This window comes from Roseomonas sp. USHLN139, from assembly GCF_037145735.1.
Lineage (GTDB): Bacteria > Pseudomonadota > Alphaproteobacteria > Acetobacterales > Acetobacteraceae > Pseudoroseomonas.
The window spans coordinates 181,569-205,963 of the sequence record NZ_JBBCWY010000003.1; the positions used below are offsets into that span (position 1 = coordinate 181,569).

The window sequence follows — 24,395 nt, forward strand, 5'->3', positions numbered from 1 at the left end:
GCACCCTGGCCCTGGACGCATGACCGAAGACCTGCCCAACCCCGCGCTGCTGCCTTCCGGCCTGACCGACCTGCTGCCGCCCGAGGCGGCGCATGAGGCGGCGCTGGTCGAGGCGATGCTCGCGGTCTTCGCCGGCCATGGCTATGAGCGGGTCAAGCCGCCGCTGCTGGAATTCGAGGATTCTCTCCTCGCCGGCTCCGGCCATGCGGTCGCCGACCAGACCTTCCGGCTGATGGACCCGGACAGCCACCGGATGCTCGGGCTGCGCGCCGACACCACGCCGCAGGTGGCCCGCATCGCCGCCACCCGGCTGGCCGATGTCGCCCGGCCGCTGCGCCTGTCCTATGCCGGGCAGGTGCTGCGCATCCGCGGCACCCAGCTGGCGCCCGAGCGGCAGATCCCGCAGGCCGGCATCGAGCTGATCGGCCCCGACAGCCCCGAGGCCGATGCCGAGGTCGCCCTGCTCGGCGTCGAGGCGCTGGCCGCCATCGGCATCCATGGCGGCAGCCTGGACATCACCCTGCCGACCATGGCGCCGGCGCTGCTGGACGCCGCCGGCGTGCAGGGCGAGCAGCGGCTGCGCCTGGCCCGCGCGCTGGACCGCAAGGACGCCGCCGCGGTGCGGGAGCTCGCCGCCATCGCCGGGCCGCCGGCCAACCGGCTGACCGCGCTGCTGACCGCCGCCGGCCCCGCCGATGGCGCGCTGGCCGCGCTGGAGGCCGCCGAGCTGCCGCCCGCCGCCCGTGCCATCGCCGACAACGCGGCGGCGGTGATCGCCGCCATCCGCACCCGCGCGCCGGATCTGCGCATCACCCTGGACCCGGTCGAGTTCCGCGGCCTGCAGTATCACGTGGGCGTCGCCTTCACCCTCTATGGCCCCGGCAATGCCGGCGAGCTGGCCCGCGGCGGCCGCTACCGCAGCGGCGGAGAGGCGGCGACCGGCATGACCCTCTATCCCGACGCGCTGCGCCGGGCGGCGCCGGCCGCTGCCGCCGCGCCGCGCGTCTTCATCCCGCTCGGCACCGATCCGGTGGCGGCGGCGCGCCTCAGGGCGCAAGGTTTCATCACGGTGGCGGCGCTTTCGGCCGCCGACACGCCGCAGCGCCTGCGCTGCGGCCACATCCTGCGCGGCCAGGATGCCGCGCCCATCGAGGAGATCGCGTAGCCATGGCCAATGTCGCCGTGATCGGCGCCCAGTGGGGCGACGAAGGCAAGGGCAAGGTCGTCGACTGGCTGGCCAGCCGGGCGGATATCGTCGTCCGCTTCCAGGGCGGCCACAATGCCGGCCATACCCTCGTCGTGGGCAACCAGACCTACAAGCTGTCGCTGCTGCCCTCGGGCGTGGTGCGCGGCAAGCTGGGCATCATCGGCAACGGCGTCGTGCTGGACCCGGATGCGCTGCTCTCCGAGATCGCCAAGGTGCGCGCCCAGGGCCTCGATGTCGGCCCGCACAACCTGCGCATCGCCGAGAACACGCCGCTGATCCTGCCGCTGCACCCGGCGATCGACAAGGCGCGCGAGGAGGCCCGCGGCGAGGCCAAGATCGGCACCACCGGCCGCGGCATCGGCCCGGCCTATGAGGACAAGGTCGCCCGCCGCGCCATCCGCCTCTGCGACCTGGCCGAGCCGGAGACGCTGTCGGCCAAGCTCGACGAGCTGCTGCTGCACCACAACACCCTGCTGAAGGGCCTGGGCGCGCCCACCTTCGAGAAGCAGGACCTGCTGGACAAGCTGCTGACCCTGGCCCCGCAGCTGCTGCCCTTCGCCGAGGCGGTGTGGGAGCGGCTGGACCAGGCCCGCCATGAGGGCAAGCGCGTGCTGTTCGAGGGCGCCCAGGCGGTGATGCTGGACGTCGACCACGGCACCTATCCCTTCGTCACCTCGTCGAACACGGTGGCCGGCAATGCCGCCGCCGGCGCTGGCGTCGGGCCGCATGGCATCGGCATGGTGCTGGGCATCGCCAAGGCCTACACCACCCGCGTCGGCTCGGGGCCCTTCCCGACCGAGCTGAAGGACGACATCGGCAAGCGCCTGGGCGAGGTCGGCCACGAATTCGGCACCGTCACCGGCCGGCCGCGCCGCTGCGGCTGGTTCGACGCCTGCCTGGTGCGCCAGGCGGTCAAGGTCGGCGGCGTGCAGGGCCTGGTGCTGACCAAGCTCGACGTGCTCGACGGCCTGACCGAGCTGAAGATCTGCACCGGCTACGAGATCGACGGCGAGGTGTTCAAGCGCCTGCCCGCCGCCGCCGCAGCCCAGGCCAAGGCGAAGCCGATCTACGAGACGCTGGAAGGCTGGACGCAGTCGACCCGCGGCGCGCGCTCCTGGGCGCAGCTGCCGGCCACCGCCATCAAGTACGTCAAGCGCATCGAGGAGCTGGTCGAGGCGCCGGTCACCCTGCTGTCGACCTCGCCGGAGCGGGACGACACCATCCTGGTCAGCGATCCCTTCGCGGGCTGATTGGAAGATCGGGAAGGCCGGGGGAATGAATTCCCCCGGACCCCCATCTTTTTTCTGATCTGTCGGCTGTTGGAGGGGCAGTCCTTCTCCGGCATCGATACCAGGGCGTCCCGGCGGGGCGCCCTTTTTCATGTCCTGACGGTCGCGCTGCCGCTGGGCCGTTTCACGTCCCGTCACCACCTGGCCTGCCCCTGTCTTCCCTTCCCGAAACCGCTCTTCCGGCTTCGTTGTTCTCCCTGTGTCCAACAGGGAGAGTCGGCAGATGGCGGCGGCGGCGCAGAAGAGTGATCCCGCGCTCTGGGACAAGGTGAAAGCCCGCGTCACCCAGGGCGAGAAGGGTGGCAAGGCCGGGCAATGGTCGGCGCGCAAGGCGCAGCTGGCGGTGCAGGAATACAAGAAGGCCGGCGGCGGCTATCGCGGCAAGCGGGATGGCGACAACCATCTGCGGCAGTGGGAGGCCGAGGGCTGGGGCACCAAGTCGGGCCGCAAGAGCGGCGAGACCGGCGAGCGCTACCTGCCGCGGCGGGCGCGGGAGACGCTGTCCGACGCCGAGTATGACCGCAGCACGGCGAAGAAGCGCGCCGACACCGCCAAGGGCCAGCAGTTCAGCCGGCAGCCGGTGGGCGCGGCGCGCAAGGCCGCGGCGGCGCGCAAGGGCGTCACCAAGGAATCGCTGATGGCGGAGGCGCGCAAGCGCGACATCCCCGGGCGGTCGCGCATGACCAAGGTGCAGCTCGAGGCGGCGCTGGGGCGGGCGGCATGACGGCGCAGAAGGATGGCGACGACAGCTATGCCGAGTTCCGCCGGGTGGTGAACATGCCCCCCGCCCGGCTGCGCAAGTGGCTGGATAGCGAGGCCAGCCGCTCGGTCGGCATGACCAGGGGCGGCGAGAAGGTCACCAGGGCCGGGGAGGGGGAGGCGGTCGGCCACCACATGGGCGAGCGCATCCTGGAGATCCGCGCCACCGCCAAGGCGGCGCTGACCGAGCAGGACAAGGCCGACATGCGCAAGGTCATCGGCTATGTGCACCGCCACCTGGCGCAGCGGCCCTCCGGCGAGGTGAAGGATAGCCGCTGGCGGCATTCGCTGATGAACTGGGGGCACGACCCGCTGCGCTGAGCCCGCGCCACGAAAAACGGCGCGGCCCCGTGTGGAGCCGCGCCGTTGGTTCGTCTGGGATCCCGGAGGGCCGGACGGTCAGTCGACCGCCAGGCGACGCTCCATGATCTGGGTCTTCATGCTCTTCTGCAGCTTCTCGAAGGCGCGCACCTCGATCTGGCGAACGCGCTCGCGCGAGATGTTGTACTGCTGCGAGAGCTCCTCCAGCGTCGTCGGCTCGTCCTTCAGGCGCCGCTCGATCAGGATGTGGCGTTCCCGCTCGTTCAGCGTCTTCAGCGCGGCGCCGAGCAGCTCGCGGCGGTTCGACATGTCCTGCCGGTCCGCGATCTCGGTCTCCTGGCTCTCGGACTCGTCGACCAGCCAGTCCTGCCACTCGCCCTCGCTGTCGGCGCGCACCGGCGCGTTCAGCGAGTTGTCGGGCGAGGCCAGGCGGCGGTTCATCGAGACCACGTCCTGCTCGGGCACCTGCAGCACGCGGGCGATCTTCTCGACCTGCTCAGGCTGCAGATCGCCTTCCTCGAGCGCGGCCATCTGCCCCTTCAGCCGGCGCAGGTTGAAGAACAGCTTCTTCTGCGCGGCGGTGGTGCCCATCTTCACGAGCGACCAGGAATGCAGGATGTACTCTTGGATCGCCGCACGGATCCACCACATGGCATAGGTGGCCAGGCGGAAGCCGCGGTCGGGATCGAAGCGGCGGACCGCCTGCATCATGCCGACATTGCCTTCGCTGATCAGCTCGCCCACCGGCAGGCCGTAGCCGCGGTAGCCCATGGCGATCTTGGCCACGAGACGCAGATGCGAGGTGACGAGCTTATGCGCGGCCTGCTGGTTGCCCTGATCCTTCCAGTCTTTCGCCAGGCGGAATTCCTCCTCCGGCGACAGCATGGGAAACTTGCGGATCTCCTGCAGATAGCGGGAGAGGTTGCCCTCGGGGGCCATCGGAATCATCGAAGTAGTGGAAGCCATAACGGGTAACTGCCTCCTGCACCGGCCGGGAGCCCCTGTGACGGCGATCCCCAGCATGGGTCCTGGGTCGCTTCCGTTCGGGCCCTGACGCGCCGCCCTACCCCTGAGTCACGGACAGGGGCAGGCTCGGCGACCGCGCCATGGTGTCGGCACCCGGCGTTGGCGACAGGGAAACGCTACCCCTTGTTCGAAGGTTGCGCAAGAAAATCCCGACTGTAATAGTCGGGTTACGGCGGGTTACCATCCAGCAATGTCAGCAGGGCCTGCATGTCCGGCGGCAGCGGCGCGTGGAAGCGCAGCATCTCGCCCGAGACCGGGTGGCGGAAGCCCAGCGTCTCGGCATGCAGCGCCTGGCGCGGGAAGGCCAGCAGCGCGTCGCGCGCCGGCTGCGGCACGGCCTTGGCCGCCCCCGGCAGACGACGAAGATAGACCGGGTCGCCCACCAGGGGATGGTTGATGTGTGCCATGTGCACGCGGATCTGATGCGTCCGCCCGGTCGCCAGGTTGCAGCGGACCAGGGCGCAGCCGGCACCCCAGGCCCGTTCGGTGGCATAGCGGGTCAGGGCGTGCTTGCCGTTGCGCGTGACCACCGCCATGCGCTTGCGGTCCATCGGATGGCGGCCGATCGCCGCCTCGACCTCGCCGGCGACCGGGGCGGGCAGGCCCCAGACCAGCGCCAGATAGGCGCGCTCCAGGTCGCGGCTGGCGAAGGCGGCGGAGAGCGCCTGGTGCGCCGTGTCGCTCTTGGCCACGACCATGACGCCGGAGGTGTCCTTGTCCAGCCGGTGGACGATGCCCGGCCGCTTCTCGCCGCCGATGCCGGTCAGCTCGTCGCCGGCATGCGCCAGCAGCGCGTTGACCAGGGTGCCGTCCAGATTGCCCGGCGCCGGGTGCACCACCAGGCCGGCGGGCTTGTCCAGCACGATCAGGTGGCGGTCCTCGAAGAGGATGGTCAGGTTCATCGCCTGGGCGGCCGGAGTCGCCGCGACGGCCGGCGGTGGCAACAGCGTGTAACGGGCGCCGGCGCGAACCGATTCGGACGGGTCCGTCACCACCGTGCCGTCGCGCGTCACATGGCCCGCCTCGATCAGCGCCTTGACGCGGGAACGCGACAACGTGCCTATCGCCCCGGCCAGCAGACGGTCCAGCCGGGTGCCTGCCTGCTCCGCCGCGACGCTGACGTGGAAGGGGCCTGCGGCAGTTGCCGTCGGATCGGGCGCCGTCGGATCGGGCTGGGTAGCAGAGGGGTTTTCGGTGCGCGGGCTCAAGATTCTGGTTTCGGTGATGGGGGTGCTGATCATCGTCGGCACCGTGGGGCTGGTCGTGGCGCTGGTGCAGCGCATGAACACGGCCGCCAGCGGGCTGACGGCCGCCGTTAGCACGGATCTGGCGCTGCGGCAGCCGGCGGGCACGCGCATCGGCCAGATCGCCGTGCTGGAGGGCCGCCTGGCGGTCTGGGTCGAGCGTCCGGATGGCGGCCGCATCCTGCTGCTCGACCCGCGCACGGTGAAGCAGGTGGGCGAGATCCGCCTGGGCGACTAGCCGGGGCGGGGGCGGCGAGCGGAAGGCCGGGCTCGCAGAACAGGGAAGAAGGCCATGGCGCATCGCAAGCCGAACCTGCCGGAGAAGCCCTGCGCCGCCTGCGGCCGGCCCTTCGCCTGGCGGCGCAAATGGGCGGCGGTCTGGGAGGAGGTGCGCTTCTGCAGCGACGCCTGCCGCAGCGGCCGGCGCCAGGCCGCGCAAAAGCATTGCGCGCGCGGAAATATGAAATCCCCCCCTTGATCGGTCGGCGCCGCGCCGATAAAAGCCCCCTCACACGACGCCTCAGTCCCCTTCGTCTAGAGGCCTAGGACACCGCCCTCTCACGGCGGTAACAGGGGTTCGAATCCCCTAGGGGACGCCACTCTCGCAAGAGATCATGTGGCGTTATGATACGGAGCAGGGGTTACCCCTCAGACGGCGCCCTCGGGGCGCCGTTTCCGTTTCTGGCGTCATCAGCATCGCGGTTCCACAAGACACTCCTGCGCCTGCTCCCGCGCGGTCGCCGTCACCCAGCTGCGCCGGTAGCGCGCGGCGATGGTGCTGGCGAGGCTGTCGGTGCGGGCTCTGCCGTCGCGCCGCTTCACCCAGGGGCCCTGCCGGAACTTGTCGGCCACCGGGCGGAGCACGCTCCGGTCCTCGACCCGCAGGCGATCGATGGCCCTTTGCAGAAGGTCGAAGGCCTCCTCGCGCCGCACACCCCCCTTGCGGACCAGCGCCTCGATCTCGAGAACCAGCGCCTCGACCGCTGCCCGCGCCGCGTTTGACGGCTCCGTCATGGCTGCATCCCACGTTCCGCCCCACGCAGGATGGCCGCATCAGGTGGCGGACTGCCACTCCAAATTTTCGCTGCGATTCATCCAGCGCCGGTGCGCCTCGAAGCGCACCATCTTCTGGGCGCCCGCGGGCAGCCGGGCGATGGCCGCGTCCAGCAGCTGCGACGCCGCGCCCGGATGAACGTCTCCCAGCAGGACCAGGGAGGCAACGGCCTCCACCATGGCATCGGCCACATCCTGCATGACGGCCGAGTGTCGAAGATCGGGTTCCAGGAACACGCATCACCCCCCGGGACATGATTGACGAGGCGAGAGACGACCCCGGCAGGAAGTTTCGGTCTAGACACGAATCCGCGATCAAAGCCTTGACAAACATAGGTTAATCCTCATCGGGAGGATGCCTCGATCGCCTCGCAGCCCGCTACCGTCAATCGCCCGCCTTCGCGGCGCGCAGCGCGGCCAGGTTGGCGCCGAAGCCCGGCGGCAGCCAGAGCGGCACGCCGCCGGCCAGGCTGACGAGGAACCCCAACCCCATGAGCGCGGCCAGGACCAGCCCGCTGCGGGCCACCCAGCGGGTGGCGCGGGGCGGGCCCAGCCGCGGCGCCAGGACCAGCAGGGCCAGCCTGCCGCCATCCAGCGGGAAGGCCGGCAGGAGATTGGCCAGGCCGAGCAGCAGATTGCCCCAGCCGAGCCAGGCGAGGACAAGCGGCGCCGCCCCGGGTGCCGCGGGCAGCGGGCGGGAGAAGCCGGGCAGCTGCAGCGGGGGCGGCGCCGGCCAGACCGCCAGGGCGGCCAGGAACAGCGCCGCCAGGGCGAGGTTGGCGGCCGGGCCGGCCAGGGTGATCCACAGCTCCTGGCGGCCGCTGACCGTGCCGCTCAGCTCGGCCACGCCGCCATCGGTCTGCAGGAGGATGCGCTGAGGCAGCAGGCCGCAGCGCTGCCCGGCCCAGGCATGGCCGAGCTCATGCGCCAGCAGCGACAGCAGCAGCCCGGGATAGATCCAGGCCAGGGCCTCTAGCCGCACCCCCTGCAGCCCGCGCCAGAGCGGCAGGGTCAGCACGAAGAGGGTGACCAGCACCCCGGGTTCCAGCCGGATCGGCGGCAGCCCGGGCAGGTGGAGCCCGATCCCGCCGCCATCGATGGTCAGGCGTCGCGTCATCGCCAGCAGTCTGCCCGAGGCCGCGCGCGGCCGGGAGGCCGGGCCCGATCATCTCGGCGCCAGGACCAGCCGCCGGCCGGCCGGGTCAGGCCGCCGCCGTCACGGCAGCAGCATGAAGTTCGCCGCCCCCGAGGCGCGCGAGATCAGCGCCTGCATCGCCGGGTTGTTCGCGCCCTGCTCGTCGATCAGCGCGTCCATCGGACAGAAATACTCGTGCGGCTGCGGCATCTGGTGGCGGGCGAAGCCGTCATACTGGCGGCTCTTCAGCCCGTAGAGCACGCGGACGTCGCGCACCGGCAGTACCAGCGGCTGCACCGGCGCGGCGCGCAGCAGCTTGATCTGGCGCCAGCGCGGCAGCTTGTCGCCGCTCTGCACCGGCGCCGTCAGCCAGGTCACCGGGCAGACCGCCAGCAGCGAGGTGGTCGAAGGCGCGAAGCGCGACCGCTTGTCGAGCAGGTTCTGCAGCGTCGAGCAGGCCTCGATGCAGAGGATGTCGACATAGGCATCGTCCGGATCGTGGCTGAAATGCAGCCAGAGCCCGTCGGGCACGGTGCGCAGCCGGTTGGAGCCGGGGAGCTTCAGGAAGGGATAGGCGGTGGTATCCGCCTCGCCGGGGCGGGCGCGCATCCAGGTGCCGCGCTGCTTCGAGCTTTCCAGCGCTCCCGGCGGGCGTTGTGGCCATTTGCGCAACCGGCGCCGCACCAGGTCATCCAGCGAATGGTGGACGAGTGCCGGGGGAAGGGACGCGCTCATCGCAGGAATTCCGATCAGGGTTATGCAACCAACGATGCGTCATAGTGACGATCACGTATCCGTGATCAAGAGGAAAATGCAACGAAATGCCATTTCCCGAGGGCTGTCTTGCGCGCGCTGGTTGAGCGAATGCGGCTCATTAGCTGGGAGCCTGCGAGGCGACTGCCGGAACTCTTTCGGCGCTGCGGGGCCTTGGCCGCTTTCTCTGACAGGGTATTGAAACGAAAAACCCCGCCCGGCAGCAGCCGGGCGGGGTGGATCGGGGCAGCACGAGGTCCGGAGCAGGCGGCCGTGGCCGCGCCGCTCCGGCCGCCGCGTCAGCCGCGCTGGTCGATCGGCTTGATGTCGCGCGAGGTGGCGCCGGTGTAGATCTGCCGCGGGCGGCCGATCCGCTGCGACGGATCCTCGATCATCTCCTTCCACTGGCTCACCCAGCCCACGGTGCGCGCCACCGCGAAGAGCACGGTGAACATGTGGGTGGGGATGCCCATCGCCTTCAGGATGATGCCCGAATAGAAGTCGACGTTCGGATAGAGCTTGCGGCTGACGAAATAATCGTCCTCCAGCGCGATCTTCTCGAGCGCCATAGCCAGGTCGAGCAGCGGCTCGTCCTTGATTCCGAGCTCGGCCAGCACCTCGTGGCAGGTCGCCTGCATGATCTTCGCGCGCGGGTCGAAGTTCTTGTAGACCCGGTGCCCGAAGCCCATCAGCTTCACGCCGGAGTTCTTGTCCTTCACCTTCTCGATGAAGGCGGGGATGTTCTCGACCGAGCCGATCTCGGCCAGCATCTTCAGCACCGCCTCATTGGCGCCGCCATGCGCGGGGCCCCAGAGGGCGGCGATGCCGGCGGCGATGCAGGCGAAGGGATTGGCGCCGGTCGAGCCGGCCAGCCGAACCGTCGAGGTCGAGGCGTTCTGCTCGTGATCGGCGTGCAGCACCAGGATGCGGTCCATGGCGCGCGACAGGATCGGGTTCGGCTTCCAGTCCTCGGCCGGCACCGCGTTCAGCATGTACAGGAAGTTCTCCGCGTAGGAGAGGTCGTTCCGCGGGTACATGAAGGGCTGGCCGATGGAGTACTTGTAGGCCCAGGCCGCGATCGTCGGCACCTTGGCGAGCAGGCGGAAGGCGCTGATCTCGCGCTGCGCCGGATCGTTGATGTCGAGGCTGTCGTGGTAGAAGGCCGAGAGCGCGCCGACCACGCCGCAGAGGATCGCCATCGGATGGGCGTCGCGGCGGAAGCCGTTGAAGAAGCTGCGCAGCTGCTCATGCACCATGGTGTGCATGGTGACGCCGTGGCTGAATTCCTTGAGCTGCTTGGCATTCGGCAGCTCGCCGTTCAGCAGCAGGTAGGAAACTTCCAGGAAGTCCGACTTCTCGGCCAGCTGCTCGATCGGATAGCCGCGATACAGCAGCACGCCCTCGTCACCATCGATATAGGTGATGGCGCTTTCGCAGGCGGCCGTGCCACCATAGCCCGGGTCGAAGGTGAAGACGCCCAGTTCGCCGTAGAGCTTGCGGATGTCGAAGACGTCGGGGCCGATGGCGCCGCCGATCAGTGGCAGTTTGGCGCTTTTCCCAGTGGCGTCGAGCGTGACGGTGACGGACCCTTTGGCCGTGCTGCTCATGGCGTCTTCCTCTGTCGGGGAGGGCGGCGCCATTGATCAAGGCGCCGTCTATGATGCAGCGCAAGATTAGGACGGGGCCCTGCCCTTGTCCATCCGCGCCCGGCCAGGCCGGTGCCCCGCTCCAGCTTCGCCGCCCATTCGGGCAATTTTTTGTCGGCGTGCCGCGCCGCGGGCCGGCGTCCGCCGGCAATCAGAAGCGGCCGGCAATCAGAAGCGAGGGGCGATCAGAAGCGGCCCTGCCAGCTCGACGGCGCGCCGGCCTGGTTCGACCACAGCCCGCGCTGCGCGGCGCGGGCCGCCTGCTCGGCCGCCACCAGCTCGGCCGCGTCCGGCTCGGCCAGCGCCCAGCCAGCGGCCACCATGGCGGCATTGGTCTCGACGCCGCCGGCCTGGCAGGTGCCCAGCGCCCGGCCGAAGCGGTCGCGACCCTGCACCCGGCAGGCGATGTCGCGGTTCTGCACCAGCCGCGCCAGCGCCTCGGCCGCGGCGCCGCCGCAATCGAAGCCGACGCCGTTCGCGGTGCTGCAGGTCTGGCCGCGCACCGGTGAGATCACCCCGGCCAGGCGCAGCGTCCGCTCGCCCAGGCGCAGCGTGTCGCCATCGACCACGCGCAGCTGCGCGCTGCTGGCGCTCCAGTCCTGCTCGCGCGGTGCGGAGCCGAAGAGATTGGCCGGCAGGCCGAGCCCGATGCCGGCAAGCGCCAGCACGGTCAGCAGGCTGCCCAGGGCGACCCCGGACCAGCGGCGCGGGGCGGGGGCGGGGCGGAAGAGGCGGCGACGGGTCAACACGCGGCGAAGCGTTAGACGAGGCCAAAAGCCTGTTCAAGCATTGAGAAAGGCTCCGGCCGGTCTGGCCTGCAGGAAGCTGGCAGGTCGGCCATCAGCCATGCTCCCAGAACGGGTCGAGCTTGCTGAACCCCTTCCAGGCGGTCAGCGCCTCCGCCCGCATGCCGCGGCTGGCCGCCAGCGCCCAGCCCTCGGCCAGGCCGATCGCCCAAGGCGGCGCCGCGGCGGAGCCATCCTCCGCCCGGGCCAGCGACGCCATCAGCGCCCGCGCCGTCACCGTGTCGTTCGACAGGCCCAGCGCCTCCTGCAGCGCCGAGAGCCGCTTCAGGAAGCGTTTCGTCGCCTTGCCGGGCCAGAGCGGCGCGAAGAGCTCTGCGGCATAGCGCAGGCGCTTGGCCTCGAGCCGCAGCGCGTGCAGGTCGGCATCCGACAGCGCAGCGATCCCGGCGCCGCCGCGCAGCAGCTTGCGCCGCCGCTTGCCGAGTACCGTCCGCGCCTGCTCGCGCAGCCCCGGCACCGGGCGCGACTCGATGGGCACCGGACCCTGCACGGCCTCGCCCGGGCCCGCCTCGCCGGGGGCCGTCTCGGCCGGGGCCGGCAGCGGCGGCACCAGCAGCGCCGGCTGCGCCGCCGCCTGCAGCGCCAGCCAGAGGGTGGCGCGGAAGTCCGGCCCGGCCAGCATGGCCTGGACCGCGGCATAGGCGGCCAGCCGCCGCTCCGCCGCGCGGGCTAGCAGCTTCTGCCAGCGCCGGTCCTCCTCGCCCAGCGCGGCGGTCAGCTCCCGGCCGAGGCCGCCCAGGAAGACATCCCATTCCCGCGCCGCGCCCAGCGCCCGCGCGGTGTCGCGCAGGCCGGCATCGATGCCGCGCAGCAATTCGTTGTCGACGACCTTGCGGAACACCTTCAGGCAGGAGCGCAGCCGGCGGGCGGCGACCCGCAGCTGATGCACTGCCTCCGGCCCGGCATCCGGGCGGGCCTGCGGCGCCTGGGCCAGCAGCACCCCCGCCAGGTGGCCGATGGCGATCGACAGCGCCTCGGGCACCGTCGCCGCCTCGCCCAGATCCGGCGCCCCCTTGTGCCGCGGCGTGACCGGGCGGCCGGCGGCGAGCGCCACCGCCGTCTCGTCCAGCCCGGCGACGGCGGGCAGCAGCGGCAGGGTGGCGGCCAGCGCCTGGGCCAGCGCCAGCACCGGCTGGGCCGGGCCCTGCAGGCGCAGCAGGCACCAGCCCTGCTGCGCGGCGCCGGCCTGCAGGCTGCCCTGCTCCAGCGTCAGCAGCACCTCGCCGGCCCGGCTCTCGATCCGCTTGCCGGCATAGCGCGCCACCGGGTGCAGCGCGGCGCCGCCGGCCTCCTCCGGCGCGGCCTCGCCCTCCAGCAGGCGCGGCGGCGGCGGCGGCGCGCCGGGCAGGCTGCCGGCGGCGGGGCGCAGCGCCTGCAGCCGCCGCGCGCCGGCCGGCGTCGCCAGCAGGCGCAGCGCCAGCCCGGCCCGGTCCAGTGCGCCCTCCGTGCTGTCCAGCCAGTGCCATTGCTCGGCGGCGGCGCGCGACCGCGTCGTCCCGGCGAGGGCGGTGTGCCGCCACAGCCGGGCCACGGCCGTGGCCGGCAGGGAAAGCTCGAGGATCAGCATCGGTGTCAGGCCGCCATTTCGGGCAGGTCGTTGGGGGCGACGAAGCGGACCAGCCGGCCGCCGCCGGGCTGCAGCCCCGACCAGGCGCTGGCCACGGCGAATTCCGCCAGCGCCCCGGTGGGATAGCCATCGGCCAGGCGCTGCGTGCCGGGCGCCTTGCCGGCCATCCCGGCCGGGCCGGCCAGCGACAGCGCCAGGTCGTGCAGACCCGGGTTGTGGCCGATCAGCAGCAGGCTGCGTGCCGTCACCGGCGCCTGGCGCAGCACCTCCAGCAGCCGCGACCACGGCGCCAGATAGAGGTCGTCCAGCGGCTCGACCATCGGCGAATCGGGCAGCGGGGTGAGCGCTTCCAGGGTCTGCAGGGTGCGCCGGGCGGAGGAGACCAGCACGATGTCGGGCGCCAGGCCGAGCCCCTGCATCACCCCGGCCATGGCCATGGCGGCGCGTTTGCCGCGCGCATTCAGCGGGCGGGCATGGTCCGGCAGGCTGGGGTCGTCCCAGGACGACTTGGCGTGCCGCAACAGGAGCAATTGCCGCATCCGGACACTCTGCCACGGCCGCGCGCGGCTGTCGCGGGGGGAGGGGGCGCCGGCCGGCAGGCTTCACAAAAGCTTACGAGGCCGCGCCGGGATTTTTTCCGCTGGCCGGCAGGGGCGTGCAACTTTCGTTGTGCGCCGGCGTCTCTACCTGCGACCAGCCAGCCCCTAGCCGTCCGGTCGGCCGGCGGCCTTGCCTGGAAATGCTGGTCCATCGCCGCCGGGCACGTCTGAAATAAAGAAAAAAGTTTCTTTATTTGATACAATTCTCCGGTGGGCGCGGCATTTTCATTTAATGAGGCGTTAACATCACTTCGGCAAGCAGGGGCCGGAGACCGGTTGCATCCCGCGCCGGCCCGGGGCCGGAGCTTCCATGACCATCAGCCACCGTATGATTGCCGGCTTCGCCGGCCTGCTGCTGCTGTTCGGCGCCAGCATTGGCATCACCTGCTGGCAGATCGGCCTGGTGCAGGATGATGCCGAGCGCGTGGTGGTCGAGGATGCGCCGCTGAGCCAGTCCGCCGCCTCGCTGGTCAGCGAGGTCAATGACAGCCTCTCCGCGCTGCGCGGCTGGATGATCGAGGGCCAGGCCGCCAGCCGCGAGCGGCGCGCCGCCATCTGGCAGGAGCTCGATCAGGAGCAGGCGCGGCTGGCGCGGCTGATCGCCGAGAGCGGCTCGGCCACGCTGCAGGCCGACTGGCGCCCGGTGCCGCCGCTGCTGGCCGAGCTGCGCCGCACCCAGGACGCGGTCGAGCGCCTGGCCAATTCGCCCGAGGAACAGCCCGCCGCGACCCTGCTGCGCCGTGACGTCGCGCCGCTGATGGCCAGCATGGGCGCCGCCCTGACCGCGATGATCGACGAGGAAGCCAGCCTGCCGGCGACGCCCGAGCGCAAGGAGCTGCTGCGCCAGATGGCGGATTTCCGCGGGCCGCTGGGCCTGGCCGGGGCCAGCCTGCGCGCCTATGCCGCCGCCGCCGACGCCGAGTCCAAGGCCAGCTTCGCCACCTACTCCGCCCGCGCCGCCACCGGCCGCGATTACCTTCAGCGCCATCGCGCGCTGCTGACGCCGACGCAGGCGGCGGCGCTCGACAAGGTGGAGGCCGCCTGGACGCAGTACCAGCCGCTGCCGGCCCGCATTATCGCCATCCGCGAATCCGATGGCTGGAACGTCGCCCGCCAGCAGCTGCGCGACGAGGTGGTGCCGCGCGTGGTCGAGCTGCGCCGCGCCCTGCTCGGCACCGAGGTGGCCGGCGTCGCCGGCGGCCTGGTCGGGCATGCCTCGCAGGCGTTGGAGAGCCATTCGCGCGGGCTGATCAGCCGGCTGGACTGGCTGATGGCGCTCTCGGTCGGCATGCTTCTCGCCGGCCTGGCGCTGGCGGCGCTGCTCGGCACCCTGACCGTGCGCAGCATCGTCCAGCCGCTGCGCGCCCTGACCGCGGCGATGCGCCGGCTGGCGGCGAAGGACCTGCAGGCCGAGATCCCCGGCACCGGGCGCCGCGACGAGGTGGGCGAGATGGCCGGCGCCGTCGAGGTGTTCAAGGAAGGCCTGGTCCGCGCCGAGGCGCTGGCCGCCGGGCAGGCCGCCGAGCAGGCCGCCAAGGAGCGCCGCGCCGGCCGGCTCGCCGAGCTCACCCGGAGCTTCGAGGCCCAGGTGAGCGGCCAGGTGCACCAGCTCTCGGTCGCCGCCGGCGAGCTCGAGGCCACCGCGCGCTCGATGACCGGCACCGCCGGGCAGACCGGCACCCGCTCCGCCACGGCGGCGACGGCCGCCGACACCGCCAATGACGGCGTCCGCACGGTCGCCGCCGCGGCCGAGGAGCTCAGCGCCAGCATCGCCGAGATCACCCGCCAGGTGACGGCGCAGAGCCGCATGACGGGGGAGGCGGCGCAGGAGGCGCGGCGCACCGACGGCATCGTCCGCGCCCTGGCCGATGGCGCGCAGAAGATCGGCGACGTGGTGCAGCTGATCAGCAGCATCGCCGGCCAGACCAACCTGCTGGCGCTGAACGCCACCATCGAGGCCGCGCGCGCCGGCGAGGCCGGCAAGGGCTTCGCCGTCGTCGCCTCCGAGGTGAAGAGCCTGGCCAGCCAGACCGCGCATGCCACCGGCGAGATCGCCGCCCAGATCGGCCAGGTGCAGGCCGCGGTGCAGGAGGCGGTGGCTGCCATCCAGGGCATCGTCAGCCGGGTCGAGCAGGTCAGCGGCGTCTCCACCTCGATCGCCTCGGCGGTGGAGCAGCAGGGGGCGGCCACCGCCGAGATCGCCCGCACCGTGCAGCAGACCGCGCGCAGCACCCAGGACGTGGCGGCCAATGTCTCCGGCCTGACCGCGGCGGCCGCCGAGACCGGCGCCGCGGCGCGCCAGGTGCTGGGCTCGGCCGCCGCCCTCTCCTCCCAGGCGGAGCAGCTGACCGGCGAGGTCAACCGCTTCATCCAGGGGGTGCAGGCGGCCTGAGGGCAGCCGGGCGGCCGGCCGGGGTGGGGGTTACGCAATCGCGGCCCGCCCCCATCTCCCGGCCATGACCGCGCTGCGCATCATCCTCGGCGACCAGTGCAGCCGCAGCATCGCGGCGCTGCGCGACCTTGATACGGCGGCGGATGTGGTGCTCAGCATGGAGGTGGCGGAGGAGGCCGAGGCGGTCCGCCACCACCGCCAGAAGATCGCCTTCCTGTTCAGCGCGATGCGGCATTTCAGCGCGGCGCTGCGGGCGCGCGGCATCGCCGCCGAGCACATCACCCTCGACGACCCGGACAACAGCGGCAGCTTCACCGGCGAGGTGCTGCGCGCCGTCCGCCGCCACCGGCCCGGGCGGATCGTGGTGACCTTCCCCGGCGAATGGCGCGTGCTCGAGATGATCCGCGGCTGGGAAGCGGCCGCCGGCATCCCGGTCGAGATCCGCGAGGACGACCGCTTCCTCTGCACCCGCGCCGAATTCGCCCGCTGGGCCAAGGGCCGGCAGCAGCTGCGGATGGAGTTCTTCTACCGCGAGATGCGCCGCCGCCACGGCATCCTGATGGAGCCCGACGGCACGCCGACCGGCGGCGCCTGGAATTTCGACCCGGAGAACCGCAAGGCGCTGCCGCGCGGGCTGGTGCCGCCGCCGCCGCCCGCCTTCCCGCCGGATGCGACGACGGAGGCGGTGCTGGAGCTGGTGCGACAGCGCTTCCCGACCCGCTTCGGCGGCCTCGACTCCTTCGGCTGGCCGGTGACCGCCCGGGACGCCGCGCGCGCGCTGCAGGCCTTCATGGCGGAGCGGCTGCCGCGCTTCGGCGACTACCAGGACGCCATGGCGATCGGCCAGCCGGTGCTGTTCCACAGCCTGCTCTCGGTGCCGCTGAATGCCGGGCTGCTCGACCCGCTGGAGATCTGCCAGGCCGCCGAGGCCGAGTACCGCGCCGGCCGCGCGCCGCTCAACGCCGTCGAGGGCTTCATCCGCCAGATCCTCGGCTGGCGCGAATATGTCCGCGGCCTCTACTGGCTGCGCATGCCGCACTACGCCACCGGCAATGCGCTGGCGACGGAGCGCCCACTGCCCGACTTCTACTGGACCGCCGAGACGCCGATGCGCTGCGTGCGGGAAGCCACGGAACAGACCCGCGACCACGCCCATGCGCACCACATCCAGCGGCTGATGGTCACCGGCAATTTCGCGCTGCTCGCCGGCATCGCGCCGGCGGCGATCAACGAATGGTATCTGGCGGCCTATGCCGACGCCTATGAATGGGTGCAGCTGCCCAATACCCAGGGCATGGCGGTCTTCGCCGACGGCGGCATGATGGGCAGCAAGCCCTATGCTGCCTCCGGCGCCTATATCAACCGGATGAGCGACTATTGCCGCCACTGCGCCTATGACGTGAAGGCGCAGACCGGCAAGGACGCCTGCCCCTTCAACTTCCTCTACTGGGACTTCATCGCGCGCCACGCCGAGCGGTGGGCCGGGAATGCGCGGATGAGCCTGCCGCTGCGCAACCTGGAAAAAATGGACGCCGCGAAGCTCGAACAGATGCGCCGGCAGGCCAGGGACTTTCTCGGGGCACTCAGGCCGACGCCGCGGGACGCCTACAAGTAGGCAAGGCCAGGGGAAGGAATTCCCCTGGACCCCTTCTTTTTTCTGTCAGTTTTCGCGGCCGCCAGCCGGCAGAACGACGTCCCCATGGCGCGGGGCATGCAGCACATTCGGCGAGAGGTCGCGCACGTCGCGGGTGCCGGTCAGCGCCATGCTGACATCCAGCTCCTTGCGGATGATCTCCAGCATCTGCGCCACGCCCGCCTGGCCGCCGGCGGCCAGGCCATAGAGCCAGGCCTTGCCGATCATGCAGCCCTTGGCGCCCAGCGCCATCGCCTTCATCACGTCCTGGCCGGAACGCACCCCGCCATCGAACAGCACCTCGGTGCGGTCGCCCACCGCCTCGGCCACCGAAGGCAGCAGCGAGATCGAGGAGGGCGCGCCATCCAGCTGCCGCCCGCCATGGTTCGAGACGACGATGGCATCCGCGCCCGTCTCGGCGGCGATCCGCGCATCGTCGACATCGCAGACGCCCTTCAGGATCAGCTTGCCCGGCCAGATCGAGCGGATCCAGGCCACGTCCTTCCAGGACAGCGACGGGTCGAACTGCCCGGCGATCCAGTGCGACAGCGTGGTCAGCCCCGAGCCCCCGGTCGGCGCATTGGTCAGATTGCCAAAGGTCTTGCGCTTGCCGCGCAGCACTTCCAGCGCCCAGCGCGGCTTGGTGGCGATGTCCAGCGCGTTGCGCAGCGTCAGCTTCGGCGGCACCGCCAGCCCGTTCTTGATGTCGCGGTGCCGCTGCCCCTGGATCTGCAGGTCCAGCGTCAGCACCAGCGCCGAGCACTTGGCGGCGATCGCCCGCTCCACCAGCGACTTCGAGAAGCCGCGGTCGCGCATGACATAGAGCTGGAACCAGAACGGCTTCTGCACCGCCTCGGCGACATCCTCGATCGAGCAGATCGACATGGTCGACAGCGTGAAGGGGATGCCGAAGGCATGGGCGGCGCGGCAGCCATGGATCTCGCCATCGGCGTGGAACAGGCCGGTCAGGCCGGTGGGCGCGATGGCCACCGGCATGGTGACCGGCTCGCCCAGCATGGTGCTGGCCGTGCTGCGCTCCGAGACATCGACCATCACCCGCTGGCGCAGCTTCAGCCGGGCCAGGTCCTCGCGGTTGGCGCGCAGCGTCGCCTCGTCATAGGAGCCGCGATCGGCATAGTCGAAGATGGCGCGCGGGATGCGGCGGCGCGCGATGTCGCGCAGATCCTCGATATTGGTGGCGATCACGGCATTTCCCCCAGCCTACGGCGCAATCCTAGGGGGTCAGTGTCGCGCTGCCGCTGCCGGGCCGCAAGCGTCCTGCCAGGCGGTGGCTACAGGCTGTGGCTACCAGGGCAGATCCATCCAGGAGAGATGGCCGCCCTTGCCCGCCCCGGTGTCCAGGAACACCGCGCGTCCCCCGGCGGCCGAGACCGCCACATAGGGCCGCCCGTCCTGGCTGCGCAGCTCATGCCCGCAATAGACGGTGATGCCCGAGGGGATGCGGTGCACCCAGTTGTGCAGCCGCTCGGGATAGCCGTCGGGCCGCGCCCGGCTGGTCACCTGGCCGAACAGCGCCCGCGGCACCAGCCCCTCCGGCTTGGCCGCGCCGGCATCCGGCGGCGAGGGCTCGCGCAGCATCCGCGGATGGAAGCCGCCATGCACGAACAGCCAGGAGCCCAGCCGCAGCCAGGCCGGCGCCGCGCCGATCGCCGCCATGGCGCGGGCCTTCAGCGCCTCGCCATCGGCGGCCGCGTCGAGCTGGGCCAGCGTCACCCCGAGCCCTTCCGGATCGGGGCGCACCAGCGCGCCGCCCAGCGCCCGGCGCAGCTTGTGGTCGTGGTTGCCCAGGATGAACAGCCCGGTGCCGCCCTCGACCATGTCGAAGGCCAGCCGCAGCGTGCCGGGATTGTCCGGCCCGCGATCGGTCAGGTCGCCGAGCTGCAGCACGAAGAAACGCTTCTCCGCCGCGCCCTCGACCGCGGCGCCGAAGGCGCGGGCATCGCCGTGGACGTCGCCCACCACGCGCAGCCCCTTGAAGTCCCGCTTCAGCCGGGCGAGCAGCGCCGTCCCCAGGCTCATGCGCGGCCGCCCCGCAGCGCGGCGAAGGCGGCCAGCGCCCGCGCCCGCGCGCCGCCATGCTCGACCAGCGGCTGCGGATAGGTCTTCCCCAGCACCACGCCGGCGCCGCGCAGCACCGTCTCCGGCGCCGCCCAGGGCTGGTGCAGCCATTTGTCGGGAAGCTTCGCCAGCTCGGGCACGAAGTGCCGCACATAGGCGCCGTCGGCGTCGAATTTCTGGCCCTGCAGGATCGGGTTGAAGACGCGGAAATAGGGTGCCGAATCCACGCCGCAGCCGGAGACCCACTGCCAGTTCTGGCTGTTGCTGGCGAGATCGCCATCGACCAGCGTGTCGAGGAACCAGGCCGCGCCCTGCTGCCAGGGCTGCAGCAGGTGCTTCACCAGGAAGCTGCCGGTGATCATCCGCACCCGGTTGTGCATCCAGCCATGTTGCCAGAGCTGCCGCATGCCGGCATCGACGATCGGATAGCCGGTGCGCCCGCGCTGCCAGGCCGCCAGCATCCGGTCGTCCGGCTGCCAGGGGAAAGCCGCGAATTCCGCGCGCAGCGGCTGGTCCGGCAGCTCCGGCCGGTGCCACAGCGTGTGGTAGGAGAATTCGCGCCAGAGCACTTCCTTCAGCCAGGTCTGCCGGCCTGCGTCGCGGCCGTGCCCGGCCACCGCATGCCAGACCTGGCGCGGCGACAGCTCGCCCCAGTGCAGGCAGGGCGACAGGCGCGAGGTGCCGTCGATGCCGGGAATGTCGCGGCCCCTGCCGTAGTCGCCCGCCTCCTCGGCGGCGAAGTCGGCGAGGCGGGCCTGCGCGGCAGCCTCGCCCGGGGTCCAGAGCGCGGGGAAGGCGGCGGCCCAGTCGGGCTCCGGCGCCTGCGGCAGCAGCGCCAGCGCGGCGAGGCTGGCCCCGCCCGGCGGCGGCTCGACCGCGTCCAGCCGATCGGGGGCCGGGATCGCCGGCGGCGGCTCGCCCATCGCCATGATCGCCCGGGCGAAGGGGGTATAGACGGCATAGGGGCGGCCCTGGCCGCTGCGCAGCCGCTCCGGCTCCAGCAGCACCGAGGCGGTGTGCAGCACCAGCTCGCGGCCATCGGCCTGCAGCCCCTTGGCCACCGCCTCGTCGCGCGCCCGCGCCCAGGGGGCGTAGAGCCGCCCGGCCTGGACGCTCTGCGCCCCGATCGCGCGGGCCAGGGCCGGGATTTCCGTCGCCGCCTCGCCGCGGAGCAGGTGCAGCCTGGCGCCGCGGGCCTCCAGCGCCTGGGCCAGGGCGGCCAGGCTGTGGTGCAGCCACCAGCGGTTCGCCCCGCCATAGCGGTAGGCGGCATCGTCCAGCACATAGACGGCCAGCATCGGCCCGCCGGCGGCGGCATGCAGCGCCGGGTTGTCGGCCAGGCGCAGGTCCTGGCGGAACCAGACCAGGCTGGGCGCGGCCGCCGTCATGCCGCGCCGACCGGCGCCATGCGCCCCGCGCCGACGGGGGCCATGCGCCCGGTCGCGGCGGCGGCCATCTGCCGCATCGGCCCGGTGGCGGCGCTGTAGAGCCGGTCGCGCCCGAGCAGGAAGGCGCGCCCGCCGCGCGGGAACAGAGCGGCGATCGGCGGCGCGGTGATGGCGAGGCCGCCGGTATAGGCGCCGAAGGCCGGCAGCAGCACGCGCCGCGCATCGGCCAGGAAGCAGGGCCGCTCGACCGGGCCGCAGCGCGTCGCCAGCGCCGCCTTGGGATGGAAATGGCCGCTCAGCTCGAAGCCCGCGGCATTCCCGGGGCGGCCCTCGTGGCGGAAGGTCAGCGGCCCGAGCTGCAGCTCATCGACCGCGGTGCCGGGCAGGCCCTCGGGCGGCACGGGATCGTGGTTGCCCAGCACCCAGGTGACCGCGCGCCCGGCCAGCAGCGCCAGCAGCGCCTGGCGGTCGGCGGGCGCCAGCCGCGACGGGCCGGCGGCGTCGTGGAAGGAATCGCCCAGGAACAGCAGATGCGCCGGGGCGAAGCGGCGCAGCAGCGGCTGCAGCCGCACCAGCGTCTCGCGCGTGTCATAGGGCGGCACCAGCTGGCCGCGGGCGGCGAAATGGCTGCCCTTCTCCAGATGCAGGTCCGCCAGCACCAGCAGACGTTGGGCGGGCCAGAACAGGGCCCCGGCGGGATCGAGCAGCAGGCGTTCGCCGGCCAAATGAAAGGGCGCTGAAATCATTGCTTCCCCTGCGTTACCGGAGTGAGGGAGAGGCGGGAAGGGGGAAAGCTGCCGCAAGCCGTGGAAATGCGGCGGAATTCTGGCAGCCGACTCAACCCCCGCCGGTCCTGCCCGGACGCGCCGTGACGGCCCGTGGCGCGCGGCGGACGAAGCGGGCGCGGCGGTCGCGCTGGGGGCGCGGGGCCGGGGGCGGGCCGAGCTGCTCCTCGAGCCCCAGTGCGCCAGTGAAATGCTCGGCGCCCTCGGTGGCTTCCTCGACCAGGGCGACGGCCTCGGCCAGCAGCGCCTCCTCGGCATTGCCGGAGACCCATTCGCGCCCCTCCTCGATCAGGGCCGGCACGGCGAGGGGAGAAACCCGGTCGAGCGCGCGGTGGCGGATGCGGCCCTGGATGCGCGCCAGCAGGCTGCCGATGCGGCCGACATCGGTCAGGCCGGCCGCCGCCTCGGCCCGCGTCGCGCGCAGCAGGATGTGGTCGGGCTCGTGCTTGCGCAGCACGTCATAGACCAGGTCGGCGCTCATGGTCATCTGCCGCCCCGACTTCTCGGCGCCGGGGTGGTGCTTCTCCAGCAGCCCGGCGATGGTGGCGATGTTGCGGAAGCTGCGGCGGAGCATCGAGCTCTCCGCCATCCATTCCTCCAGCTCCTCGCCCAGCAGGTCCTCGGTGAAGAGTTCCTCGACATCGGTGACCGGGAAGGCCGACCAGGCGGCCAGCACATAATCGGTGCCGAGGAAGCCGAGCGGTCCGAGCCCCAGCCGCTCCATCCGCCGGGTCAGCAGCATGCCCAGCGTCTGGTGCGCCAGCCGCCCCTCGAAGCAATAGGCGACCAGGAAGAAGCGGCCGCCGCGCGGGAAGGTCTCGACCAGCAGGCCTTCCGCCGGCGGCAGCTCGGAGGCGTGGTCCTGCAGCCGCAGCCATTCGCGCACCGGCGCGGGCAGGGCGCGCCAGGCCTTCGGGTCGGACAGGATCGCCCGCACCCGCCGCGCCAGGTCGGTCGACAGCGGCATGCGCGAGCCGGCATAGGTCGGGATGCGCGGCTCGCCCTCGCCGCCGGGGGAGACGACGGCGGCGGTCGGATCGAGCCGCTCGTATTTCAGCACCCGCCCGGCGAACAGGAAGTTGTCGCCGGGCTCCAGGGTGGAGATGAACCACTCCTCCACCTCGCCCAGCACCGGGCCGCCGCGCAGCCGCACCTTCAGCAGCGGCGTGTCGACGATGGTGCCGAGATTCATCCGCGCCTGCCGCGCCACCTGCGGCCCGCGCACATGCACCAGCCCCTCGGCATCGCGGAACAGTTTCCTGAACCGCTCATAGGCGGTCAGCGCATAGCCGCCATCCTCGACGAAACGCAGCGTGTCGTCGAAGTCACGCCGGCTCAGCGTGGCGTAAGGCTGCGCCCGCCGCACCTCCTCGAACAGATCGTCGGGGTGGTAGGGGGCGTGGCAGGCCATGGCCAGCATGTGCTGCGCCAGCACGTCGAGCCCGCCTGGCCGCGGCGGCTCGCCATCCACCTCGCCGGCGGCCACCGCCTGGATGGCGGCGCGGCATTCGATCACCTCGAAGCGGTTGGCCGGCACCAGGATGGCGCGGCTGGCCTCGTCCATCCGGTGGTTGGCGCGGCCGACCCGCTGCAGCAGCCGGGCGACGCCCTTCGGCGCGCCGACCTGGATCACCTGGTCGACCGCGCCCCAGTCGATGCCGAGGTCGAGCGAGGCGGTGGCCACCACCGCGCGCAGCTTCCCCGCCGCCATCGCCGCTTCCACTTTGCGGCGCTGCTCGACGGTGAGGGAGCCGTGGTGCAGCGCGATCGGCAAATTGTCCTCGTTCAGCCGCCAGAGCGCGGCGAAGCAGAGCTCCGCCTGCGCCCGGGTGTTGACGAAGATGATGGTGACACCCGCCGCGCCCAGCCGCGCATAGACATCGGGCATCGAGGCCAGGCCCATATGCCCGCCCCAGGGCAGGCGCCCGGCGGGCAGCATCACCTCCAGCGCCGGGGCGGCGCCGCCGCGCTCGCGCACCAGCCGCACGCCCTCGGGCCGGGCCGTGGGAGAAACCCAGGCGGCGATCGCCTCCGGATGCGCCACCGTGGCCGACAGCCCGACCCGGCGCGCCCCCGGCGCCAGCCGGGTCAGCCGCGACAGGCAGAGCGCCAGCTGGTCGCCGCGCTTGCCACCGGCCAGCGCATGCACCTCGTCGATGACGACGCAGGACAGGCTGCCGAAGATCTCCTGCGCGTCGGGCAGCGACAGCAGCAGGGTCAGGCTTTCCGGCGTGGTCAGCAGGATCTGCGGCGGGTCCTGCCGCTGCCGGGCGCGGCGGTTGGCGGGGGTGTCGCCGGTGCGGGTCTCGATGCGGAGGTCAAGCCCCATCTCCTCGACCGGGGCCAGCAGGTTGCGGGCGATGTCCACCGCCAGCGCCTTCAGCGGCGAGACATAGACGGTGTGCAGCCCGGGCCGCGGGTCGCGATGCAGGTCGATCAGGCTGGGCAGGAAGCCGGCCAGCGTCTTGCCGCCGCCGGTGGGCGCAATCAGCAGCGCCGATTCGCCGGCCTCCGCCGCCGCCAGCATGGCCAGCTGGTGGGCGCGCGGGCGCCAGCCGCGACGGGCAAACCAGGCGGCAAACGGTTCTGGCAATGTTCGCATCGGTCCCGCCGATATGCCGCAGCTTCGGGCCGGTTCCAAGCGTGGCGCTTTTCGTGCCGGGCCGTGGCCAGGGGGCGCTGCCCCCTGGACCCCCGCCGGGGTGACAAGGGT

Annotated in this window: 23 protein-coding genes and 1 tRNA gene; 9 read left to right on the forward strand and 15 right to left on the reverse strand. The window is 72.0% G+C overall.

Features of this window, described 5'->3' with window-relative positions; genetic code table 11:
• Positions 1-19: 19 nt before the first annotated feature.
• From WFI16_RS11330 to WFI16_RS11345, 4 genes are all read left to right on the forward strand, one after another.
• Positions 20-1,165 (forward strand): ATP phosphoribosyltransferase regulatory subunit, encoded by a 1,146-nt coding sequence (locus WFI16_RS11330; protein WP_419897948.1) that lies wholly within the window; start codon positions 20-22, stop codon positions 1,163-1,165.
• A 2-nt stretch (positions 1,166-1,167) separates the two neighbouring features.
• Complete coding sequence (locus tag WFI16_RS11335) at positions 1,168-2,457, forward strand: adenylosuccinate synthase (RefSeq protein ID WP_419897949.1); 1,290 nt, start codon at positions 1,168-1,170, stop codon at positions 2,455-2,457.
• 262 nt (positions 2,458-2,719) lie between these two features.
• Complete coding sequence (locus WFI16_RS11340; protein WP_419897950.1) at positions 2,720-3,220, forward strand: hypothetical protein; 501 nt, start codon at positions 2,720-2,722, stop codon at positions 3,218-3,220.
• Positions 3,217-3,576, forward strand: a complete 360-nt coding sequence (locus tag WFI16_RS11345; protein WP_419897951.1) for a DUF3140 domain-containing protein — start codon at positions 3,217-3,219, stop codon at positions 3,574-3,576. The genes WFI16_RS11340 and WFI16_RS11345 overlap by 4 nt, the downstream gene beginning before the upstream one ends.
• 78 nt (positions 3,577-3,654) lie before the next feature.
• Here the strand turns inward: WFI16_RS11345 and rpoH are convergent, their stop codons facing one another.
• Together rpoH and WFI16_RS11355 are read right to left on the reverse strand one after the other, a co-directional pair.
• Positions 3,655-4,542, reverse strand: coding sequence for an RNA polymerase sigma factor RpoH (rpoH, locus tag WFI16_RS11350; RefSeq protein ID WP_419897952.1), 888 nt, complete (start codon positions 4,540-4,542; stop codon positions 3,655-3,657).
• A gap of 227 nt (positions 4,543-4,769) precedes the next feature.
• Positions 4,770-5,810: an RluA family pseudouridine synthase gene (locus WFI16_RS11355; protein WP_419897953.1), complete on the reverse strand. Its 1,041-nt coding sequence runs from the start codon at positions 5,808-5,810 to the stop codon at positions 4,770-4,772.
• Here WFI16_RS11355 and WFI16_RS11360 point away from each other — a divergent pair.
• The 3 genes from WFI16_RS11360 (at position 5,797) to WFI16_RS11370 (ending at position 6,445) form a co-directional block, all read left to right on the forward strand.
• On the forward strand, positions 5,797-6,084 hold the full coding sequence (locus WFI16_RS11360) for a DUF6476 family protein (RefSeq protein WP_419897954.1): 288 nt from the start codon (positions 5,797-5,799) through the stop codon (positions 6,082-6,084). The genes WFI16_RS11355 and WFI16_RS11360 overlap by 14 nt on opposite strands.
• Before the next feature lie 54 nt (positions 6,085-6,138).
• Entirely contained in the window at positions 6,139-6,324 is a 186-nt protein-coding gene (locus WFI16_RS11365; RefSeq protein WP_419897955.1) for a DUF2256 domain-containing protein, read from the forward strand.
• A gap of 45 nt (positions 6,325-6,369) precedes the next feature.
• Positions 6,370-6,445: transfer RNA gene (locus WFI16_RS11370), tRNA-Glu, on the forward strand.
• 91 nt (positions 6,446-6,536) lie between these two features.
• Here the strand turns inward: WFI16_RS11370 and WFI16_RS11375 are convergent.
• From WFI16_RS11375 to WFI16_RS11410, 8 genes are all read right to left on the reverse strand, one after another.
• Entirely contained in the window at positions 6,537-6,860 is a 324-nt protein-coding gene (locus tag WFI16_RS11375) for a hypothetical protein (RefSeq protein ID WP_419897956.1), read from the reverse strand.
• 39 nt (positions 6,861-6,899) lie between these two features.
• Positions 6,900-7,136, reverse strand: a complete 237-nt coding sequence (locus tag WFI16_RS11380; RefSeq protein WP_419897957.1) for a hypothetical protein — start codon at positions 7,134-7,136, stop codon at positions 6,900-6,902.
• Positions 7,137-7,284: 148 nt separating this feature from the next.
• Positions 7,285-8,016: a M50 family metallopeptidase gene (locus tag WFI16_RS11385; protein ID WP_419897958.1), complete on the reverse strand. Its 732-nt coding sequence runs from the start codon at positions 8,014-8,016 to the stop codon at positions 7,285-7,287.
• Positions 8,017-8,115: 99 nt separating this feature from the next.
• Entirely contained in the window at positions 8,116-8,769 is a 654-nt protein-coding gene (locus WFI16_RS11390) for a hypothetical protein (protein WP_419897959.1), read from the reverse strand.
• A 317-nt stretch (positions 8,770-9,086) separates the two neighbouring features.
• Positions 9,087-10,394 carry a citrate synthase gene (gene gltA, locus WFI16_RS11395; protein ID WP_419897960.1) on the reverse strand — a complete coding sequence of 436 codons (1,308 nt, stop codon included), beginning with the start codon at positions 10,392-10,394 and terminating at the stop codon, positions 9,087-9,089.
• A 224-nt stretch (positions 10,395-10,618) separates the two neighbouring features.
• The gene (locus WFI16_RS11400; RefSeq protein WP_419897961.1) at positions 10,619-11,179 is read right to left on the reverse strand and encodes a thermonuclease family protein; all 561 of its coding nucleotides are present in this window, start codon (positions 11,177-11,179) and stop codon (positions 10,619-10,621) included.
• 94 nt (positions 11,180-11,273) lie between these two features.
• Positions 11,274-12,806: a CYTH and CHAD domain-containing protein gene (locus WFI16_RS11405; protein ID WP_419897962.1), complete on the reverse strand. Its 1,533-nt coding sequence runs from the start codon at positions 12,804-12,806 to the stop codon at positions 11,274-11,276.
• 5 nt (positions 12,807-12,811) lie between these two features.
• Positions 12,812-13,345 (reverse strand): SixA phosphatase family protein, encoded by a 534-nt coding sequence (locus tag WFI16_RS11410; protein WP_419897963.1) that lies wholly within the window; start codon positions 13,343-13,345, stop codon positions 12,812-12,814.
• A gap of 370 nt (positions 13,346-13,715) precedes the next feature.
• Between WFI16_RS11410 and WFI16_RS11415 the strand changes: the two genes are divergently transcribed.
• Positions 13,716-15,797 carry a methyl-accepting chemotaxis protein gene (locus WFI16_RS11415; protein WP_419897964.1) on the forward strand — a complete coding sequence of 694 codons (2,082 nt, stop codon included), beginning with the start codon at positions 13,716-13,718 and terminating at the stop codon, positions 15,795-15,797.
• Positions 15,798-15,861: 64 nt separating this feature from the next.
• Positions 15,862-17,412: a cryptochrome/photolyase family protein gene (locus WFI16_RS11420; protein ID WP_419897965.1), complete on the forward strand. Its 1,551-nt coding sequence runs from the start codon at positions 15,862-15,864 to the stop codon at positions 17,410-17,412.
• 45 nt (positions 17,413-17,457) lie between these two features.
• Here WFI16_RS11420 and WFI16_RS11425 read toward each other — a convergent pair whose 3' ends face one another.
• The 5 genes from WFI16_RS11425 to WFI16_RS11445 form a co-directional block, all read right to left on the reverse strand.
• Positions 17,458-18,636 carry an alpha-hydroxy acid oxidase gene (locus tag WFI16_RS11425; protein WP_419897966.1) on the reverse strand — a complete coding sequence of 393 codons (1,179 nt, stop codon included), beginning with the start codon at positions 18,634-18,636 and terminating at the stop codon, positions 17,458-17,460.
• 99 nt (positions 18,637-18,735) lie between these two features.
• Positions 18,736-19,470, reverse strand: coding sequence for a metallophosphoesterase (locus tag WFI16_RS11430; RefSeq protein ID WP_419897967.1), 735 nt, complete (start codon positions 19,468-19,470; stop codon positions 18,736-18,738).
• Entirely contained in the window at positions 19,467-20,897 is a 1,431-nt protein-coding gene (locus tag WFI16_RS11435; RefSeq protein ID WP_419897968.1) for a cryptochrome/photolyase family protein, read from the reverse strand. The genes WFI16_RS11430 and WFI16_RS11435 overlap by 4 nt, the downstream gene beginning before the upstream one ends.
• Positions 20,894-21,622: a ligase-associated DNA damage response endonuclease PdeM gene (gene pdeM, locus WFI16_RS11440; RefSeq protein ID WP_442970668.1), complete on the reverse strand. Its 729-nt coding sequence runs from the start codon at positions 21,620-21,622 to the stop codon at positions 20,894-20,896. Before pdeM ends, WFI16_RS11435 begins: the two co-directional genes overlap by 4 nt.
• 112 nt (positions 21,623-21,734) lie before the next feature.
• Positions 21,735-24,284 (reverse strand): ligase-associated DNA damage response DEXH box helicase, encoded by a 2,550-nt coding sequence (locus WFI16_RS11445; RefSeq protein ID WP_419897970.1) that lies wholly within the window; start codon positions 24,282-24,284, stop codon positions 21,735-21,737.
• Positions 24,285-24,395 lie beyond the last annotated feature (111 nt).